The 18,809-nt window shown below is 39.9% G+C and carries 18 protein-coding genes; 11 read left to right on the forward strand and 7 right to left on the reverse strand.

Features of this window, described 5'->3' with window-relative positions:
* The first annotated feature begins 199 nt into the window (after nt 1-199).
* Entirely contained in the window at nt 200-1,417 is a 1,218-nt protein-coding gene (locus NSQ49_RS06680; RefSeq protein ID WP_159871966.1) for an IS110 family transposase, read from the forward strand.
* A 237-nt stretch (nt 1,418-1,654) separates the two neighbouring features.
* Here the strand turns inward: NSQ49_RS06680 and NSQ49_RS06685 are convergent, their stop codons facing one another.
* The gene (locus tag NSQ49_RS06685) at nt 1,655-2,053 is read right to left on the reverse strand and encodes a YhcU family protein (RefSeq protein WP_159871641.1); all 399 of its coding nucleotides are present in this window, start codon (nt 2,051-2,053) and stop codon (nt 1,655-1,657) included.
* Between the two features lie 346 nt (nt 2,054-2,399).
* Here NSQ49_RS06685 and NSQ49_RS06690 point away from each other — a divergent pair, with 346 nt between their 5' ends.
* Nucleotides 2,400-3,320: an RluA family pseudouridine synthase gene (locus tag NSQ49_RS06690; RefSeq protein ID WP_159871638.1), complete on the forward strand. Its 921-nt coding sequence runs from the start codon at nt 2,400-2,402 to the stop codon at nt 3,318-3,320.
* Nucleotides 3,321-3,424: 104 nt separating this feature from the next.
* Here NSQ49_RS06690 and NSQ49_RS06695 read toward each other — a convergent pair whose 3' ends face one another.
* Nucleotides 3,425-3,685, reverse strand: coding sequence for a GlsB/YeaQ/YmgE family stress response membrane protein (locus NSQ49_RS06695; protein WP_159871635.1), 261 nt, complete (start codon nt 3,683-3,685; stop codon nt 3,425-3,427).
* Between the two features lie 650 nt (nt 3,686-4,335).
* Nucleotides 4,336-6,603 (reverse strand): RNA polymerase recycling motor HelD, encoded by a 2,268-nt coding sequence (gene helD / locus NSQ49_RS06700; protein WP_159871632.1) that lies wholly within the window; start codon nt 6,601-6,603, stop codon nt 4,336-4,338.
* A 391-nt stretch (nt 6,604-6,994) separates the two neighbouring features.
* Here helD and NSQ49_RS06705 point away from each other — a divergent pair, with 391 nt between their 5' ends.
* The 4 genes from NSQ49_RS06705 to NSQ49_RS06720 all read left to right on the forward strand — a co-directional run bounded on the left by NSQ49_RS06705 (nt 6,995) and on the right by NSQ49_RS06720 (nt 9,856).
* Nucleotides 6,995-7,258, forward strand: coding sequence for a CD3324 family protein (locus tag NSQ49_RS06705; RefSeq protein ID WP_159871629.1), 264 nt, complete (start codon nt 6,995-6,997; stop codon nt 7,256-7,258).
* Between the two features lie 140 nt (nt 7,259-7,398).
* Nucleotides 7,399-8,037 (forward strand): FusB/FusC family EF-G-binding protein, encoded by a 639-nt coding sequence (locus NSQ49_RS06710; protein WP_159871626.1) that lies wholly within the window; start codon nt 7,399-7,401, stop codon nt 8,035-8,037.
* A gap of 190 nt (nt 8,038-8,227) precedes the next feature.
* Nucleotides 8,228-8,845 (forward strand): DUF47 domain-containing protein, encoded by a 618-nt coding sequence (locus tag NSQ49_RS06715; RefSeq protein ID WP_009331529.1) that lies wholly within the window; start codon nt 8,228-8,230, stop codon nt 8,843-8,845.
* 12 nt (nt 8,846-8,857) lie between these two features.
* Entirely contained in the window at nt 8,858-9,856 is a 999-nt protein-coding gene (locus NSQ49_RS06720) for an inorganic phosphate transporter (protein ID WP_159871623.1), read from the forward strand.
* A 39-nt stretch (nt 9,857-9,895) separates the two neighbouring features.
* On the opposite strand, the gene NSQ49_RS06725 is transcribed toward NSQ49_RS06720, so the two are convergent.
* Together NSQ49_RS06725 and NSQ49_RS06730 are read right to left on the reverse strand one after the other, a co-directional pair.
* A complete protein-coding gene (locus NSQ49_RS06725) occupies nt 9,896-10,549 on the reverse strand; it encodes an HAD family hydrolase (protein WP_251284778.1) in 654 nt (217 codons plus the stop codon).
* Between the two features lie 80 nt (nt 10,550-10,629).
* Nucleotides 10,630-12,297: a M20/M25/M40 family metallo-hydrolase gene (locus NSQ49_RS06730; protein WP_251284777.1), complete on the reverse strand. Its 1,668-nt coding sequence runs from the start codon at nt 12,295-12,297 to the stop codon at nt 10,630-10,632.
* A 277-nt stretch (nt 12,298-12,574) separates the two neighbouring features.
* Here NSQ49_RS06730 and NSQ49_RS06735 point away from each other — a divergent pair, with 277 nt between their 5' ends.
* Complete coding sequence (locus tag NSQ49_RS06735; RefSeq protein WP_159871762.1) at nt 12,575-13,876, forward strand: NCS2 family permease; 1,302 nt, start codon at nt 12,575-12,577, stop codon at nt 13,874-13,876.
* A 127-nt stretch (nt 13,877-14,003) separates the two neighbouring features.
* Nucleotides 14,004-14,576 carry a YitT family protein gene (locus NSQ49_RS06740; protein ID WP_251284776.1) on the forward strand — a complete coding sequence of 191 codons (573 nt, stop codon included), beginning with the start codon at nt 14,004-14,006 and terminating at the stop codon, nt 14,574-14,576.
* 38 nt (nt 14,577-14,614) lie between these two features.
* Here the strand turns inward: NSQ49_RS06740 and NSQ49_RS06745 are convergent, their stop codons facing one another.
* Entirely contained in the window at nt 14,615-16,003 is a 1,389-nt protein-coding gene (locus tag NSQ49_RS06745) for an L-cystine transporter (RefSeq protein WP_159871768.1), read from the reverse strand.
* A gap of 198 nt (nt 16,004-16,201) precedes the next feature.
* A complete protein-coding gene (gene proC / locus NSQ49_RS06750) occupies nt 16,202-17,017 on the reverse strand; it encodes a pyrroline-5-carboxylate reductase (RefSeq protein WP_251284775.1) in 816 nt (271 codons plus the stop codon).
* A gap of 129 nt (nt 17,018-17,146) precedes the next feature.
* Here proC and NSQ49_RS06755 point away from each other — a divergent pair, with 129 nt between their 5' ends.
* The 3 genes from NSQ49_RS06755 to NSQ49_RS06765 all read left to right on the forward strand — a co-directional run bounded on the left by NSQ49_RS06755 (nt 17,147) and on the right by NSQ49_RS06765 (nt 18,768).
* A complete protein-coding gene (locus tag NSQ49_RS06755) occupies nt 17,147-17,752 on the forward strand; it encodes a DNA-3-methyladenine glycosylase (RefSeq protein ID WP_159871774.1) in 606 nt (201 codons plus the stop codon).
* Nucleotides 17,753-17,906: 154 nt separating this feature from the next.
* Entirely contained in the window at nt 17,907-18,434 is a 528-nt protein-coding gene (locus tag NSQ49_RS06760) for a CBO0543 family protein (protein ID WP_251284774.1), read from the forward strand.
* Nucleotides 18,435-18,573: 139 nt separating this feature from the next.
* Complete coding sequence (locus tag NSQ49_RS06765; protein WP_159871780.1) at nt 18,574-18,768, forward strand: hypothetical protein; 195 nt, start codon at nt 18,574-18,576, stop codon at nt 18,766-18,768.
* Nucleotides 18,769-18,809: the final 41 nt, after the last annotated feature.

An 18,809-nucleotide genomic window follows, 5' to 3' on the forward strand; every position in this document is an offset into this window, starting at 1 on the left:
TACTATTTTTTTATATAGTAGAAGTGAAGAATAGGTCGTTGCAGTCTTAGGATCTTAGAATCCGTACAAAAAACTGACCTTCTTCACTTACCTTATTCGAATCAGGTTTAAGTATGTTGGATCCTTGAGATCGTGTATAAGAAATGGGAGTCGATAAGAGTAAGTGAGGGAACTTCAAAACTTTTTTGGGGGAAATAACGTGAAACATGTCATCGCATTTGATGTAAGTATGGGAAAAAGCTACATGGTAATTTACAACACACTAAAAAAGTGTATTTATGAAGGAGAAATCAAGCATTCACGGCCTGAATTTGAAAACTTAAAGAAGAGGATCGACAGATTAACAGAAGGTTATGGTGAACAGCCACATATTGTATTTGAATCAACTGGGGTCTATTCCAGGCAATTGGAGCGGTTTATGAATGTAAATGGTTTTTCCTATTGTTCCTTGAATCCCCTGGAAGCTAAGCTCCAGTGCGACTCCTTGAGGATCCACAAAACGGATAAGAGTGATGCCCACCAACTTGCCCTTACCCACTTTTCAACGCAAAGGACTAATCGAAATGGCACAGAAGATCTTTTTCTCCAATTGAAGTCGCTATCCCGATTTTACAGTGAACTTGATGACGAGTTATCCGTAACACGCAACCGCATGCATAAAGTTATTCAGCTAACCTTTCCGGAACTGGAAAAAATCTTTACAACCAAATCAGAGCTATTCCTCAATATTGTTCAATTGTACCCACATCCAGACTTGGTGCTCCAACATTCAAAAACGGTTATAAAGAACAAAATCCGGACAAACACTGATAAGAATATTTCTACCGCAAGGGCTGAAAAAAAAGCTACTCAATTGCTTGAAGCAGCGCATTTATCATTTCCTGCCGTTTCGTCAACCGATGTCCTGTGTAGCCAGCTGATATCTTACGCTAGGCGTTACCAGGAACTCCTATCCATGAAAGAAAGGTGTATCGAGGACATGGCGCAACTAGCAGAAAGCCGGGCTGAATACCATATTCTCCTCAGTTTCCCGGGGATTGGCTCAAACACTGCAGTACGTCTAATGGCAGAAATAGGGGATATTAGACGTTTTGAAAACAATAAGCAGCTAAACGCATACGCTGGTATTGATATTCGCCGTTACCAATCAGGTAAGACCTTTTACAAGGACAAGATTAATAAACGTGGCAATAAGCATTTACGTAAGCTCCTTTTTATCATTATCCAGAACATGATTAAACTACGCCGTTTCAGTCAAAACCATATTGTTGATTATTACGATAAATTAAAAACGCAACCCTATAACAAGTGCCATAAGGTTGCATCCATTGCCTGTGTGAATAAGCTTTTGAAGATTATCTTCCACCTTATTACACACAATATGAACTATGACTTCCGGTTAGCCACCCAATCATAGTTTAGTACATAATACCACAAAGGCAGGTCTAGTTAAAAAACGCGAAATCACTAGGCCTATTAGGTATACCTATAAATCTGGCCCCTCTTCAAACACAACGTTGAAGGGGATTCATTTATACAGAAAATAAATTAACGGTTTAAAGGTGCTTGACTAATCGTAAGAAAGACTGCAGACAAGCTCAATTTTCATTGAGTTTGTCGACAGTCTGAAACGCCTGCAGCTGCAGGCGTTTTTTTATACAAGCATTTCATTTGCGGCTTTAGTATAAACACTGAATAAATCATTTCGGGGCATTCTCTCTCCGCAAAAATGACTGTAGTCAAACGGAAATGATAAACCGAATTCTTGAAGTATTTGTACATTTTTAAAGAATATCGTTTCATATTTACTGCTGATTTGGCGAGATTCCAGAATAGCGATAAGCGTCTGCAGCCCTGCAATAACCTGATATGCCTCCTTTAATGTTCCGAAGTATTCAAAGTGCCTGGTAGAAGTATGTAAAATCTTCTGCTGTTCAAATTCTCTTATATCATCGTCCGAGAAATAAAGAGGAAACACATTTGAATAAAATTTTTCTATTAATTCTTGAATTTTTTGTTCCTGATCAGGAGTTGATGCAAATACAACCTTCACTGATAACCCACCTTTGTAATCCTTGTAATCAGTTCGTAATATATATATACATAAGAATATCATATTCTAAATGCCCTTTAGGGTGGTAATTATACCCATGGAGAAGGGATTTGTTGGTATTTATTCCTCCTCCGGAAATAGATGGCACAGGCATAATGCTAAATAATTAGTTCTAAAGCTCTATAATAACCCCATTTTCAGCAAAACAAAAGATGATTTTAAATATTACAATAATTTTTTGAGATGGCTATTTCTTTTATCAGCTGTCTTTAAAGGCTAAAATATTATTGTAATTAATTTATATGTGCTAAAGGTGTAATTATTCAACCGGGATAAGGAGTAATTTATGGTAAAAATACAAAGGTTTGGTGAATGGTGTGAAATAGAGGTACCTGCCCGCTGGGAAGGATATTCAATTGATTATATTTTCCGGACATTATGGGGAGCGCCCAAAAAACAAACACACAATATGAGAATGAAAAAACAGGTTCTATACAATAATGAACCTGCTAATTGGACTAACCCTGTGCATGCAGGAGATAAATTAAAGTTTCATTTTTTTGTGGATGAAGATCCAGGCGTTATCCCCTCCTATTACGAGGTTGATGTTCTTTTTGAAGATGACCATATGCTTGTTTTGAATAAACCTGCCGGCATGGATACTCATCCTAACTCGCCGGATCAAATGAATACCCTGGCAAACGCTGCAGCCTTTCATATGCAGATGCAGGGAGAATATAGAGCCATCAAACATATACATCGTCTCGATCGTGATACAACCGGTGCCATTTTGTTTGCGAAGCATGCATTAGCGGGAGCAATCTTGGATAAAGAGCTGCAAGAAAGAAGAATTAAACGCACATATTTGGCATTAGTCCATGGCGAAATGTCAAAGAACAAAGGAACCATCAGGGAACCAATTGGACGGGACAGGCATCATCCAACAAGAAGAAGAGTATCCCCCGGCGGCCAGCCTGCTGCTACTAACTATGAAATAATTGAGTACTTTCGCAAACAAAATCTTTCCCTTATTAAATGCCGTTTGGATACAGGCAGAACACATCAGATACGTGTTCACTTAAGCTGCATCGGACACCCTCTTGCTGGAGATACTCTATATGGCGGGAAGCCTGTTTTTGCACGGCAGGCACTGCATGCGGTAAAAATGGAGATACCTCACCCATTCTCCGAGGAAGCCATAGTCTGTCATGCCCCTTTTCTGGATGATCCTGGGATTTTCAAGGCCATTGATCCGTATCGTTTTTAAACATGAAAGAGAGCTGCCCTTTCTGGGGCAGCTTTACTTTACCCTATAAGCAAAATACAACAAAAAAAAGAAGCCCCAGATGGGACTTCTTTAAACAAATTTAATTAGTCATGAGTTTTACGCATAGCCTTCATAATAAAGCCTACGATGAATACAAGCACGATAGCACCAATTAAAGCAGGAATAATAGCAAAGTCAGCTACGACTGGACCCCAATCACCGAGAATTAAAGAACCTAACCATGCACCAATGAAACCAGCAATGATGTTACCAATAACTCCGCCTGGAATATCTCTTCCCACGATCATACCTGCTAACCAACCTATAATACCACCTATAATTAATGCCCATAAAAAGCTTAACATTGAAAATCACTCCTCATTTTTAATTTGATTTAGCTTTTGCTCAGATAAGAATTTCATTCAGCAGCTGCGCAGCTTTTGGTGATTCTATCTGCTTGTATAATTAAATTACCCAGTATTCATTATCTAAAACCAAAAATGGTTAAACTATTCTTCTGGAAAAATTTTATAACAAAAAAACCCGTTTAAAGGTCAATAATTATCTGGATTAGCGGCCCCAAAATGATAATTATATTTTATGCATTCCTTTGTTCATTTCATCAGTTAGACAAATCATCAATATCTCCATTTTCCCTTAGTCACTGATTTTGGAATGACCATTATTCGGTTTTGGAGATTCAATAAGCCTTTATCCTATTTTTCTGTGTGATCTCCCGAATTGAAGGATTCCAACTCCATTAGGCTGATATTCTTTTTAGATGGCACATTTCCTTCATTTATCTTTGCTGCTTACACTCCAAAATAAAAGCGATTGCCTTTAAGAAGCAATCGCCCATCTATATAAACGGCAGCTGCCGGGATTTTATATTAGGGCACCCTTCCCATTTTTTCTCATCTAAAAATGATTTTCCCGGCTGAAAACTGTCCTAAACAAAGGACAGAATCGTTTTCTCAAAAAAAATAAGCAGCTGATAAATTCAGCTGCTTAAGTTTTAAGCCACAATGAAATTGCCTTCTTTTAATCCATAAAAATATAATCGGTGAAGAGGACGTGTCATGGCGACATAAAGCAATTTAATATCCAGTTCTGAGTTTCTGGAAAACTCCTCTTCAATGGACAGAATCATAACGGCATCAAATTCAAGTCCCTTGGCCAAGTAAGATGGCACGATAACGATCTCATCCTTCGGTATGCTTTCCTGTTCCTGCAGCAGTTTAAAGGGAAGCTTAGCATGCTTTTCAAAAAGTGCATGCAGTAGCTGGCAGTCTTTCATCGTTTTCCCGATCACCGCAAACGTTTTGTACTCCTCTTTCTTCAATGAAATAACCTGCTCCTCAAGCTGTTTCACCAGTTTTCTTCCATTCTCTCTCTTGATAAACTCAGGACTGTTCCCATGGCGTACAACCGGCTCCACTTTTGGGAATGAATAAGGAAGAAGCTTTAGTAATTCATTTGCTTTTTCCATAATTTCCACTGTAGTACGATAGCTTTTCTGAAGTTCTGTATATGTTGCACGGGGAAAAATATAGTCCAGCACCTCCTGCCAGCCTGTAAGCCCCCTGTAGGAATGAATTCCCTGGGCAAGGTCCCCTACTAGTGTGAACATATCTGTATCTAGTGACTTCTTTAAAGAAAGAAGCTCCATGAAGCTGTAGTCCTGGGCTTCATCGATGACGATGTTTTTCGCCTTCAGCTCTTTAGGAATGCCAAATAGGCTTTCCTGGAGGTAAAGCATCAAAGCTAAATCTTCCCTCTCATAAACCTTTTTTCGGAACAATTTACGGCAATATTCACAAAGTGTTTCTGCGTGGTTGACTGACAATTTTCCCCCTGATAATCTTGAAAGACGTACAGGATCTTCATATAGGTCTTTGTAATACCGGATCAGGCTTTTTTTCGGAAATTGCTTCATGTATTTTGGAACGGCTGTCCTGAAGCTTTTCTTGAGGTATTCCAGTCTGGATGCTTTTTTATCAAGCGCCTCTGAAACATACTGTCTTCTTTTCTCAGGGTCCCTGCCTCTATAGAGGGCCCTCTCGATCCTCTCGTCATAATACGTTTCGATTTTCTTAATGATATATTTCTTTTTCTTAGCAAGATCGTTTTGAAGCACAGCTTTTAATTTTTCGAGTCTGCGATACAGAGGCATGTAATTGTAATCCTCCAAAAAAAGCTGAAAGAATTTCTTTCGGCTGAACAGCCTGAATTTATCTACCATAAAATCATCACTGGGCTGAAAGCTATTATAAATTTCCTTTAAATAATGGCTGAGGATTGTTTGAAAAACGGGTGAACCTTTAATCGATGATGCCCATGCTGCAAGTTTTACTTCTTCACTTCCATGATCTTCAAGCAGGTTCACGAGTTTACTGTCATCAGCCATTTTTAGATCCTCGCCAAGACATGCCATCACATATTCCTGGTAGGTTGTCTGGCGCACCCTTTCTACCCCCAGCTCGGGAAGTGCCTCTGAAATATAATCAATGAATAACCTGCTCGGCGCCAGTATCATAAGCTGTTCGGGAGCAAAATTTTCTTTGTACTGATAAATGAAATAACTAATTCGATGCAGGGCAATTGTCGTCTTTCCGCTTCCTGCAGCACCCTGAACTATAATGGGCTTATTCAAATCAGCACGAATTATTTTGTTCTGTTCTTCCTGTATGGTTGAAATAATCTCAGTGAGGCGGTTGCTTGAACTCTTTGACAATGATTCCTGAAGCAATTCGTCCGTGGTTGTGAGATCAATATCCCTTATTTCATCCAGAACCCCGTCTTCAATCATATATTGCCTTTTTAAAGACAGGTGGCCTGTAAAGCTTTCTTCATAAGAATGGTATTGTACCTTTCCAAGCCTGCCTTCATAGTATAAATTGGCTATCGGAGAACGCCAGTCAACAATAATCTGCTCCTGATTTTCTCTTGAATACAATGAAGTTTTGCCTATGTATAGTTTCTCTTCTTCGTTTAAATCTTCCCTTAAGAAATCGATTCTGGCAAAGTAAGGTTTTTTCCGGGCTTTCTTCAGCTGCGTTAATTCATCTTTGGACATTTCAAAAAAACGGGCATTAGTCAGGAGCGAAGAGTAGCTTAAACTGGATTCAAGCCAGTCAACGTCTTCGAAGGCTTCTTTCATATTTTCCTGAAACCGATCTTTGCTGGATTCCGACGTTTTAATCACAACATCAATATAACGTTTCGTAAATTCAAGCCGCTGAACTTCCTTTTGAAAATCGGGGTGTTCTAATTCAGATGGCATATGTTTCTCCTTTCAAATTTTTTCAGCCGCAATGGAGAAATACATATGAGCGAACGCGTGGGCGGAAGAATATATTATCAGAAAAGTCTGCAAGAATCAATAGAAGAAAGTGACGGATTAGATTTTTCCGATTTTGGGGTGTTACAGTCATTGCCGCTCATGTTAATTTATAATATAGAAATACATTCTTTAGGAGGTGATGAAAGTGGCCATTGCAATTGCAGTGCCTGATAATGCAGCGTCTCATGCAAAGCCTGATATTGGTGGCGATACTTTGCATGAGGCGGTAATGAACTAAATTATTATCGCCCCTTCTGCTAGAACCATTTCTGATATCGGCTTTGCACCTTATTCATTTTTTTTGTCAAAAATCAATAAGGAGCTGGCAGAAATGAGTTATATAAAAGCGAATGCCGTTTTACCGGCAAATTTAATAGAAGAAATTCAAAAATACGTTCAAGGTGAGGCAATTTATATCCCTAAGCCGGAAAAGGACCACCAAAAATGGGGATCACGCTCCGGAGCGAGAAAAGCCCTTGATGAAAGGAACCTTTCGATTAAAGGTGCCTTCCAAAAAGGCAAAACCATCAGCCAATTGGCTGAAGAATATTATCTTTCAGCTGAAACAATAAAAAAAATAGTTTATAAAAAATGAATTTTGCACTGAACTTTGTTCAGTGCTTTTTTATATGCCAAGTTCTTTTCCTAATCATTTTATACATTTACATTTTTATGTAATTCTTTTAAAGTGAAAGTGATATATAAAGGTGCTGAATGTGTAGGGGTGTGTGTATCTTGGAACCTTTCATAAGAAATGATCAATATAATTTTATTAAACAACAGACGCAAGCGCTTATTAATGGCCATGCATCTGTCAATGATACAGGAGTGCTGGATGCCCTGAAATCTCTTTCTGCTGAGAAGGTGTTAAGCCTTTTTGAGGAGCTTAGCGAAGAGCAAAAACAGCTTTTATCCCCAGTCAGTAATATAAAAGAAAGAGAGCAGGCTGATGCCTTCCTGGATCAAATAAAGGAGTATGTAATACCGTTTGCACCATTGACGGAACAATCCATCAAAAAGCTGTTCCCTAAAGTAAAAAAATTAAAGATTCCAGCACTTGAAGATATCGATTTCAGGGAAATAAGCTACTTGGGATGGGACGACAAAGGCACAAACAGGAAGTATATGATCAGCCAGCTGGATGGCAAACTCACTGGCATATCTGGAACATTTAAACCGCTCGGCAAAAAAGGAATCTGTGCCATCTGCAGCAAATTTGAGGAAACTGGTATGTTCTTAACTGAAACCAAAGGGACTCAGTTAGGCACCTATACAAAAAAAGGGAATTACATTTGCCAGGACAGTCAGAAATGCAATGCAAATTTGAATTCACTTGAAAAAATGCATGATTTTATCGGGAGACTGAAAGGATAGTTTGTCATCCCTCTATTTGAGAGGCACCGCCGAGTTAGGCGGTGTTTTTTTTAGCTAATAATCGGCTCTTCGTTTATTCTCATTAAAGCAGGGAATATTACTTTAATAAAAAAAACTATCATATTTTGTCGATTTCGTTTAAAATAATAACGTTTGATTGAAGTTTTCCTAAAATATTGGGGGTAAAATAATGGTTTTTAAGAAAAAGGACAAGTTTAACACATTGTTAAGCAATATTTCTGTAAATTTAAAAGATAGTGCAATTTACTTTGCCGACTATAAGATCAACAATGTCAGTGATTTAAAAACTTTTTCAAAAACTATGAAGGATTATGAAACAAAAGGCGATTCCTATGTTCATGAAGTTATTAAGGAATTAAATAACGCTTTTATTACACCGATCGAAAGAGAAGATATTCTTCACCTTGCCATGAGCATGGATGATGTGCTTGATGGGTTTGAAGAATGTGCTGATTTATTCGAAATGTATTCAATGACACAGGCAGATGAATTTATGCTCAAGTTCGTGGATGCCATTAAGAATTGTGCAATCGAAATTGAAAAGTGCGTGGAACTTCTGTCAACTAAGAAATTACTGCAGATCAGGGAGCATGCAATCAAGATTAAAGATTATGAATCGAAATGTGATGGAGTCCGCCGTCAGTCAATCAAGCATCTCTTTGCTACTGAAAAAGATCCTATCCGGATTATTCAGTATAAAGAAATTTATGAAACACTTGAAGATATTGCGGACAGCTGCCAGAATGTCGCCAATACGCTTGAAACCATCATCATGAAAAATGCTTAAGGGGCGAATACAATGGATGCAGTATTTATTATTACAATTTTAATTGTCATTGGAGCCCTGGCATTTGATTTTATCAATGGATTTCATGATACGGCAAACGCAATAGCTACTGCTGTCTCCACTAAGGCTCTTAAACCAAGGCATGCCATAATAATGGCTGCCGTCATGAACTTTGTGGGTGCCATGACATTTACTGGGGTTGCCAAAACCATCACAAAGGATATAGTGGATCCGTTCACTTTGCAGAATGGTTCTCTTGTCATTCTGGCTGCCTTAGTTGCCGCGATTTTCTGGAATCTGCTGACGTGGTATTATGGGATCCCGAGCAGCTCTTCCCATGCGATCATAGGATCGATTGCCGGTGCAGCGATTGCGGCAGCTGGATTTTCGTCTATTAATTATCAGGGGTTTTTAAAAATTATTCAGGCACTTATCTTTTCGCCGTTAATTGCTTTTGCAGTCGGTTTTATCGTTTACAGCATTTTCAAGATTGTTTTTAAAAATAACAACCTGACTAAGACAAACCGGAATTTCAGACTGATCCAGATTTTTACAGCTGCTTTGCAATCATATACACATGGAACAAATGATGCGCAGAAAGCTATGGGTATTATTACAATGGCACTTATAGCAAACAACTATGTCACTTCAACTGATATACCATTTTGGGTACAGTTTTCCTGTGCATTAGCCATGGGGCTTGGAACATCGGTTGGAGGATGGAAAATCATCAAGACAGTTGGCGGAAAAATCATGAAGATCCGTCCGATTAATGGAGTTGCTGCAGACTTAACAGGTGCAATGATCATCTTTGGCGCTACATATATCCATTTGCCAGTCAGTACTACTCATGTTATCTCGTCTTCTATCCTGGGTGTGGGATCTGCCCACAGAATTAAAGGGGTTAAGTGGGGAACAGCACAGAGAATGCTTATTACATGGGTAATAACATTGCCGATATCCGCAACATTAGCGGGTGTCGTTTACTTAATCTTGAATGCAATCTTTTAAGATTAAAAGGAGCAGACTAAGTCTGCTCCTTTTTTATATTCAGCTTTGCCTCATTATCAGTTCATCAATCGGTATTTCAGAAAAAGCCCTGTACCGCATAACCTTTTCATGAAAGGAAAGAAAATGCGTCACATCATTAGGAACAGCTGCACAGTGCATTCCTGCCCGGACAGCAGCAATTGATCCATTTACAGAATCTTCGATCGCCAGACTTTCTTCCGGTTCAACGCCCATTACTTCAAGTGCCTTTATGTAAAGAGCCGGATCGGGCTTTACCTTTTCTACATCCTCTTTTGTTTTGACCGTTTGAAAATGATCCTCTATTCCAAAATGTTTTAAATAATGCTTAACCCACTCTCTGCCTGAGGAGGATGCAACTCCAAGTTTAAGGCCTTTTTCACTGCATTTGCCTATCAGCTCCTGAATCCCATCTCTCAAAATTAAAATATTCCTTTGGCTCTGGAATGCTCTTTCCGTTTTTTCCTGTAAAGATTTGCGATTAACCTTTAGACCTAACTTATCATCTATATAATCAAAAAGAATATCATCTGTTGTGCCAATACCCTTCGCAAAATCCTCCAGCCCAAGGTCAAATTTGTAATCTTCCATCAGGATTTGTTTAAAGACCTTATACCATAAAGATTCTGTGTCTACAATCGTCCCATCAAAATCAAATATTACAGCCTTTATCATTTTGTCACCTCCTCCGAATTCTCTCCTTACATTAGACGCTATTTTCCTGGTAAAGTTACTTCTGCCCCTAGGCGCGTAACTTAATTTCTCGGCTTTTCAAGTATTCTTTTTGTAAGCTTTCGAATAACCTCAGGCAAAATTTCAAAAGTATATGGTTTATAAACACGTTCTGTCCATTTGTGTCCAGCCTTCCCATAGACTCCAAGGTTAATTACAGGTATATTTAAGTCTCTCATCGCCTTTAATGGAATGGGAAAAAGGCTTTTCAAGGCAGGAAAATTTTTTTTAAGAGATTGGATATCCTCGTCAGAGCCGTCAAAAGATAAAAAGCTTCCGTCCGATAAGTAAGGGAAATATTTGCGGACTTTGAATGTCTCGCCTGTATTCTTTGTCTCCTCAGCAAGCACTTCTTCCAGACATTTTTTCAAATACTTGCCTCTTTCTGCAGCCACATCAATCGTGTTGGCAGGAAGAAATGGGGTACCATAAAATAAAATCACTCTTGGTTTCTTCTCAGGGTCTGATTGGTGGAGAGCTTCTACAATATCAAAAGCAATCATTCTGGCATCTGTTTCAATATGGGAGCTTTTATTTTTTGCTTCTTCCATCACACTCACTGTATCGATGCCCTTTTCTTCAAGGTAGACAAGAAAGTCATCTAAAGCCGTCACTTCTGTTCCCCAGTCCAGCTGTCTTTCCGGCAGCTTATTAACAGTCCGAAAATCCTTATATGCCCCTTTCAGGCGGTGTTCTACAGCAATGGCCGCATCTTCTGCAATCATTCTCAGTTCTTTTGAAAGCTGCTTCAGAGGCTTCTCATAGAAAAAGTAATTGAAATAAACCCTGCATCCTACTGCTGTCTGAACGTCATAGCGTTTTTTATCATCCCGCATATATAAACAGCTGGGTGGAAGCACCAGTTCTCCTTCCAGCTTTTCAGTCAGCTGAAAATTCTGACTGATACGCGCAGTCAGCTCCGCAGCAATTAATGTAGGGTCAATTCCCGCAAGACTTTCACCTGCGTGAGTCTCCCTTCCGAAAATGGAGAAACACGGCAATATTTTGCCAGCTGTACCCGTATAGATATACTTAGTGTTATCTCCATCATATAATGGTGAGATAAAGTCATTATTAATGGCAGCCATATACTCCAAGCCCATTTCTTCTTTCAGTCTCAGCAGTTCGGAAAGTGCTGCTCTGCTTCCTTTATGCTCCCCCTCCTCATCAGCATTGAACATAACAAGCAAATTTCCATCCAATTCACCGGGATTTTCCGAGAAAAACAGGAGATTGGCCAGGTGGACAGCAATGCCGCTCTGCATATCCAATGCCCCTCTTCCAAAAAGCCACTCATTGGACTGGGCATCTTCCTTCAGTTCCGGATCAGAATCATATTGTTCAAAAAACGCCTTAAGCTTATCGGGATCATGGGCCATGTCCTGAATCGGACCAAAATCCTCTGTTCCAACCGTGTCCAGATGGGCCAGATATATAATGGTCTTTTTGGTCTCCTTACCCTTGAGTAAGGCGAAAACATTCTTTCTGCCCAGTTCATCTCCGGGGATTGCCTGGGTCCATACTAAATGATTATTAGCCTTAAAAGATGGATACGAACAAATTACTTCCTTTAGATAGTCAGCTTTATGCCCCTCTCCATCTGAATGGTTATAGCTCTCCATCTGCACAAGGGCCTTTGTTAAATATTCGGCCTGCTGACTCAGGTTCATTGTTTTAAGATTTGCATACATAGGCCAACCCCATTTCGTTATCGTTTGACACTAGTGTATAAGCATACTCTATTGATAATCAACACATTTTTATATTGCGGAAAGGAAATCTCGCAAAAGAAATAGTGCTGCTTTTTTCTGTGTATTAGGATGAAACAGATAAGATAAAGAATAATAACAGTAAGGTCTTGAAATTTATATCAAAAACGAATATTATATTATTTGTGCTTTTTAAATGTTCGTATTTATCATTAACACATATAACCTGAAAGAAGTTATAGTTTATGGGGGACTTTTTATGTTCAAATTAAAAGAAAATCAAACAAACGTTAAGACCGAGGTCTTGGCAGGCATCACAACGTTCTTAACTATGGTTTATATTGTGGTGGTAAACCCTGTTATTTTATCTGATGCAGGTGTACCTTTTGAGCAAGTCTTTTCCGCAACCATAATTGCGACTGTCATAGGTACTCTATGGATGGCGCTATTCGCCAATTATCCAATTGCCATCGCCCCGGGAATGGGCCTGAACGCCTATTTTGCCTACTCTGTTGTCGGCACTCATGGAAATATTGATTACATGACCGCATTCTCGGCTGTATTTATTGCCGGTATTATCTTCATTATATTGTCACTTACCCCTTTCCGGGAAAAGCTGATCATAGCAATACCGGATAACTTAAAGCACGGAATTACTGCGGGAATCGGTTTATTTATTGCCTTTATCGGCTTGCGGTTAACCGGGCTGATTACAAGCCATCCAACAAATCTTGTTGCACTGGGAGACCTGCATTCTCCTCAATCTATTCTTGCCCTTGTCGGCCTTGCAGTAACTTTAATTCTTATGACGCTTGGGATAAATGGGGCTTTATTTTTCGGCATGATTATCACTGCCCTTATAGCCTTCTTTACAGGACAGCTTTCTTTTGACCAGGGGTTTGTTTCACTGCCTTCGCTTCCCGATGGAATCATCATTTTAAATCCATTTGAAGCAATTGGTGATGTGATGCAGCACAGTTTATACGCTGTTGTTTTCTCCTTCCTGCTTGTAACGATTTTTGATACGACTGGAACGATGATCGGCGTTGCCCAGCAGGCCGGATTAATGAAAGGCAAAACGATGCCGAGAGCACGTGAGGCCCTTTTGTCTGATTCCATCGCTACTTCTGTAGGTGCTATGTTTGGTACAAGTCCGACTTCTGCATATATCGAATCTTCTACTGGTGTGTCAGTGGGAGGAAGAACAGGATTAACAACCTTGACTGTTGCAGGTTTGTTCCTGCTGTCAGCTTTCTTCGGGCCTCTTGTCAGTGCGGTATCAGGTCTTGCTGCCATTACTGCACCTGCACTGATTATCGTTGGAAGCCTGATGATGGGCAGTATTTCTCACATTAAATGGAATGAACTGGATGAAGCATTTCCTGCATTCCTGATTATCTTAAGCATGCCTCTTACATCCAGCATTGCAACAGGAATCGCCCTAGGATTTATTGCTTATCCGCTTATGAAAGTGGTAAAAGGGAAATGGAGAGAAGTTCATCCCCTTGTTTACTTATTCGCAGTATTATTCTTTTATCAGCTGGCGTTCCTGCCGCACTAAACTGACCTTATAAATTAGCTTGTCCAATCCGGACAAGCTTTTTTTGCATTAAACTGCTTCTATTTCATCGCTTACCATTCATATTCTATAGATATATATAGAATGGACAGGTCAGGGAGGTGGGTAAATGATCGAAAAGCTACTGGTAACTTTAATAGGAAGTTTATTATTAGGCATTGGCATTAACGGCTTCCTTGTACCCCACCATTTACTTGACGGCGGCATTATCGGCATAGGGCTGATCCTCCATTATTATTATGAACTTCCCACTGGGTTGAGCATGATTGTCTTAAGCATTCCTTTATATGGACTTGCCTGGTTTTTTGAGAGGAAATACTTCTTCTATAGCCTCCACGGCCTTTTGATTTCATCCTTCATTATTGATTTACTATCGGCTTTGCGGGGGCAATTTGAGCTTTCCGTATTGCCCAGCGCCATTTTAGGCGGATGTCTGGTCGGTTTTGGGATAGGCCTGATGCTCCGTTACGAAACCAGCACAGGGGGCACAGACCTTCTTGCACAGCTGATGACCAAGCTTCTTCCTATTAACATTGGCGCTTTAATATTCGCAATTGATGGCCTGGTCATTTTAAGCGGATTAAAAATAGTCGGCATGGAAAAATTCCTTTATTCATTTATTACCATAACTTTTGTTGGTGCTATGACATCCTTGACAGTTATTCAAAGGAGCGTCAAATGAAAAAAATCGACAGGTGCCAGGCACCTGTCGATTTTTCTTTATGCTTCTGCTTCTATTTTTTCATTCATATTGTTATAAAGGTTTCCATCCATTTCACCGGTGATTCGGCTCGTTAAGATACCGGAAGTCATGGAGCCGCTGACATTAAGGGCTGTACGTCCCATGTCGATTAGCGGTTCAATGGAAATCAGTAAGCCTGCCAGCGCAATTGGCAGGTCAAGGGCTGATAAGACCAGGATCGCTGCGAACGTCGCACCGCCGCCGACCCCTGCCACACCAAAGGAGCTGATCGCCACAATGAGAATGAGTGTAAAGATAAATCCTGGTGATAGAGGGTTAATACCCACAGTTGGAGCAATCATTACAGCCAGCATTGCCGGATAAATTCCCGCACATCCATTTTGGCCGATGGAAAGGCCGAATGATCCTGCAAAGTTAGCAATTCCTTCAGGAACACCTAGAGACTTTTGCGTTTTAATATTCAATGGCAATGCACCGGCACTTGTTCTTGACGTAAAGGCAAAGGTCAAAACCGGGAATGCTTTTTTCAAATAAGTGATTGGATTTAATCCGCTTAATGTTAAAAGAATCAGGTGAATCAGGAACATAATGGCAAGTGCCACATAAGAAGCAATTACAAATTTACCTAAATTTAAAATAGAGTTAAAGTCACTCATGGCAACTGTTTTCGTCATAATTGCCAATACCCCGTATGGTGTTAATCGTAATATAATCGTAACCACACGCATGATAATCGCGTAGAAAGCATCCACAATTTTTGCAAAGAGTTCAGCCTGCTCTGGTGATTTTCTTCTCACACCTAGAAAAGCAATTCCTAAAAAGGCTGCAAAAATAACAACCGAGATCGTAGATGTTGGTCTTGCACCAGTAAAATCAAGGAACGGATTGGCCGGAAGCAAATCAAGCATTTGCTGCGGGAACGTTCTTCCTTCAATGCCCTGATATGTTTCTTCAAGCTGCTGACCACGGGCAGCCTCAGCATCGCCTTCGCTGATTTGGACTGCCTCCAAGTCAAAACCTGCTGCAGTTGCAATTCCGACAGCAGCCGCAACTGCGGTCGTGCCTACCAGCAGACCGAGAATAAGCACACTTATTCTTCCAATATTATTCGTTAATTTAAGCTTAGTAAAAGCACCTAAAATCGAAATGAAGACAAGCGGCATGACGATCATTTGCAGGAACTTGACATAACCTCCGCCAACTAAATTAAACCAGTCTGCAGATTTGGCAATGACCTCAGCACCCGATCCATATATCAGCTGAAGCGCGAAACCAAATAGGATTCCTAAACCAAGCGCTGTAAACACACGCTTTGAAAATGAAACATGCTTCTTTTGCATGAAAAATAATACGCCTAAAAGCAGAAGCATAATGATGATATTTAAAATTATAAGTCCTGTACTCATCGGACCAGATCCTCCCCAAAAGATATTATATAATGACTTACTATAATTCATGTATTCCTATGAGTCAAGTCGGAATTAAAATTTAAATTTTCTTATTATATATGCTATTTCGATGTGGATGTTCCAGTTTTACGCAAATTAGCGGCAAAAACCCGACAGTATTATATAATGCCAGGTTGGTTGTAAGTATATTTTTGTTTAATTATTTTTTAGAGATAGTTCCTTTGTCTTTTCAAAACATTGATCCATTGCACTCATCACCGCTGCACGGAATCCTTTTCTCTCCAGTTCGGCAACAGCTTCTATTGTTGCACCTCCCGGAGTACAAACCTCATCCTTTAATTCCGCGGGATGCATCCCTGTTTCCAGCACCATTCTCGCTGCCCCCAATATAGCCTGTGCTGCAAGCTCATAAGACTGGTCACGGGGCAGTCCTGCTTTTACGCCGCCATCTGCCAAGGCTTCAATAAACATATAAGCATAAGCGGGAGAAGAACCACTGATAGCTGGAATGGCATCCATCTTCTTTTCTTCCATAACAGCTGCTCTTCCAAAACAAGAAAAGATCCTGATTACATCTTTCATCTCCTCATGAGATAATGCTTCATTCGCTGCAAGAACACTCATGCCTTCTCCAACTAAAGAAGGAGTATTCGGCATGGAGCGGACTGCTTTTATTTTTCTATCAAATAACTTTTCCAGGAAGGAAAGACTTATGCCCGCCGCAATTGTTATGATAATTGCGTGGGAGTGAATACTATCTTTAATTTCCTCAATAACCTCAGCATGTGCATCAGGCTTAATTGCAAGAAACAGGATATCTGCTTCCTCCGCTGCTTCCCTATTAGATAAACGTGTTTGTATATCCCATCTGCTTTTAACGTCAGCAAGCGTCTTCTCCGTTTTCGCTGATGCAATAATCTGCCTTGCATTCACCAGATCAGATTTTATAATACCCCCGATTATCGCCTGAGCCATTTTTCCGCATCCGATAAATCCGATATTTTTATTCATTCATGTACACATCCTGTTCTTTATTCCTTTTGCTATTATACTGCAGGTATGGTTATGAAAAAATAGCAAAGGGTAAAAACATAGGACACGAAGCTGCAGCACTAATAATACTTAATGGAGAGATTGACTATGAAGGAAATAATACAATATGCCCCGCTTCCAGAAAGCTTTTACCAAAAGCCGACCCTTCTGCTGGCTGAAGCACTTCTGGGCTGCTTATTGATCAAAGAAACGGAAGAAGGAATTGCCTCGGGCTATATTGTTGAGACAGAAGCTTATATGGGCCCGGAGGACAGAGCAGCACACAGTTTTGGGAACAGGCGAACCAAAAGGACAGAAGTCATGTTCAATGAACCCGGTTTTGTCTATACTTATGTGATGCATACCCATTGCCTCGTTAATGTGGTGAGCGGTCCAAAGGAAAAACCGGAGGCTGTTTTGATCAGAGGGGTTGAACCTGTCGACGGACTTGAGTTAATGAAGCAAAGACGCAAGATGGAAGACCTGAGAAATCTCACCAACGGACCTGGTAAATTAACTAAAGCTCTCGGTATTACAATAGATGATTATGGACGACATTTTACCAGCCCTCCTCTAATGATTGCTAAAGGAATCCCTCCCGGAGAAATCAAACAGGGACCGCGAATCGGGATTGATAACTCCGGAGAAGCACGGGATTATCCCTGGAGATTCTGGAGTGCTGAAAGTCCCTATGTTTCACGGAACAGAAAATAACAGCAACTGCCGGAAAACCTTTTCAGACACATGAGGTTTTCCGGCTTTTTTAATTTGTCTTAGCCGTATACCCTGATGACCAAAGGATTACATTGTTTCTCCACGGACTGGAAATAATAGGAATAAATGTACATTCAGAGAAGAGGTGAATGGAATGAATGCTCTTTATGCTTTTTTGTGGATATTCGCTCTATGGAAGTGGGGTGACTGGAGAAATTGGAAAATATATTACCCCACCATGCTTTTTTTCATATTAGGGGACTTTTTATATTTATATCTGCTCTCAGATATCTACCCGATGTGGACTTATGACCCGCAGGGAATCGATGAGAAAGCGAATCTTACAAACACCCATGTCAGTTTATCCATTATCGCTGTAAAGTATCCTGCCACCATTTTAATCTATTTGTATAGATTCCCTGCAGGCAACCTTATTAAAAAACTGCTCTATATCTCTGGCTGGGTCCTTCTCTATACGGTTAATGAGATTGTTGACATCAAATTAAAATTGATAAAGTATGATAATGGATGGAATTTAAAATGGTCGATTCTTTTCAATGCTGTTATGTTTATTATCCTCTGGGTGCATTTCAAGCGGCCAGCTGCAGCATGGGAGCTGTCCATTCTTTTCTTCATCTTCCTATGGAGACAGTTCGATGTACCATCAACAGTTTTTAGATAAGTGTCTAATTTCAATACAATTTGTCGATAAAAAAACAAGCAATTTTACTGGACATTTTTGATTAAAGCGTTTATTTTACTATAAAAAGGCAATATTCTATGTATAAGTTTCAATAAATTGGAATGGGATGGTGTTACGGATGGCAAACAAGAAAAATGTTAAATCTCCCGGCAAAGATCTCAATATTGGTGCAAATGTTTCATTAAACGGCCTGGTAACAGCCGTTTTTGATAATATGGTCCATGTCCAGATTGGCGCTAAGATAGTAACAGTTCATGTTAAAGACCTGTATTCAGGATTAAATAATCCATTATTGAATAAACAGCAGGCTTAGTATCCACCATCTCAAATTATACTTCAGAAGGGGCAGCTCGT

It is taken from the genome of Cytobacillus sp. FSL R5-0377 (assembly GCF_038004385.1).
In the GTDB taxonomy this organism is placed as follows: Bacteria; Bacillota; Bacilli; order Bacillales; family Cytobacillaceae; genus Cytobacillus.

What these genes read in the sequence shown, in the direction of transcription:
- NSQ49_RS06690 (WP_159871638.1), top strand. Translation starts at nt 2,400, where the DNA reads ATGGTAAAAATACAAAGGTTTGGTGAATGGTGTGAAATAGAGGTACCT.
- NSQ49_RS06695 (WP_159871635.1), bottom strand. Translation starts at nt 3,685, where the DNA reads ATGTTAAGCTTTTTATGGGCATTAATTATAGGTGGTATTATAGGTTGG.
- helD (WP_159871632.1), bottom strand. Translation starts at nt 6,603, where the DNA reads ATGCCATCTGAATTAGAACACCCCGATTTTCAAAAGGAAGTTCAGCGG.
- NSQ49_RS06705 (WP_159871629.1), top strand. Translation starts at nt 6,995, where the DNA reads ATGAGTTATATAAAAGCGAATGCCGTTTTACCGGCAAATTTAATAGAA.
- NSQ49_RS06715 (WP_009331529.1), top strand. Translation starts at nt 8,228, where the DNA reads ATGGTTTTTAAGAAAAAGGACAAGTTTAACACATTGTTAAGCAATATT.
- NSQ49_RS06720 (WP_159871623.1), top strand. Translation starts at nt 8,858, where the DNA reads ATGGATGCAGTATTTATTATTACAATTTTAATTGTCATTGGAGCCCTG.
- NSQ49_RS06725 (WP_251284778.1), bottom strand. Translation starts at nt 10,549, where the DNA reads ATGATAAAGGCTGTAATATTTGATTTTGATGGGACGATTGTAGACACA.
- NSQ49_RS06730 (WP_251284777.1), bottom strand. Translation starts at nt 12,297, where the DNA reads ATGTATGCAAATCTTAAAACAATGAACCTGAGTCAGCAGGCCGAATAT.
- NSQ49_RS06735 (WP_159871762.1), top strand. Translation starts at nt 12,575, where the DNA reads ATGTTCAAATTAAAAGAAAATCAAACAAACGTTAAGACCGAGGTCTTG.
- NSQ49_RS06740 (WP_251284776.1), top strand. Translation starts at nt 14,004, where the DNA reads ATGATCGAAAAGCTACTGGTAACTTTAATAGGAAGTTTATTATTAGGC.
- NSQ49_RS06745 (WP_159871768.1), bottom strand. Translation starts at nt 16,003, where the DNA reads ATGAGTACAGGACTTATAATTTTAAATATCATCATTATGCTTCTGCTT.
- proC (WP_251284775.1), bottom strand. Translation starts at nt 17,017, where the DNA reads ATGAATAAAAATATCGGATTTATCGGATGCGGAAAAATGGCTCAGGCG.
- NSQ49_RS06755 (WP_159871774.1), top strand. Translation starts at nt 17,147, where the DNA reads ATGAAGGAAATAATACAATATGCCCCGCTTCCAGAAAGCTTTTACCAA.
- NSQ49_RS06760 (WP_251284774.1), top strand. Translation starts at nt 17,907, where the DNA reads ATGAATGCTCTTTATGCTTTTTTGTGGATATTCGCTCTATGGAAGTGG.
- NSQ49_RS06765 (WP_159871780.1), top strand. Translation starts at nt 18,574, where the DNA reads ATGGCAAACAAGAAAAATGTTAAATCTCCCGGCAAAGATCTCAATATT.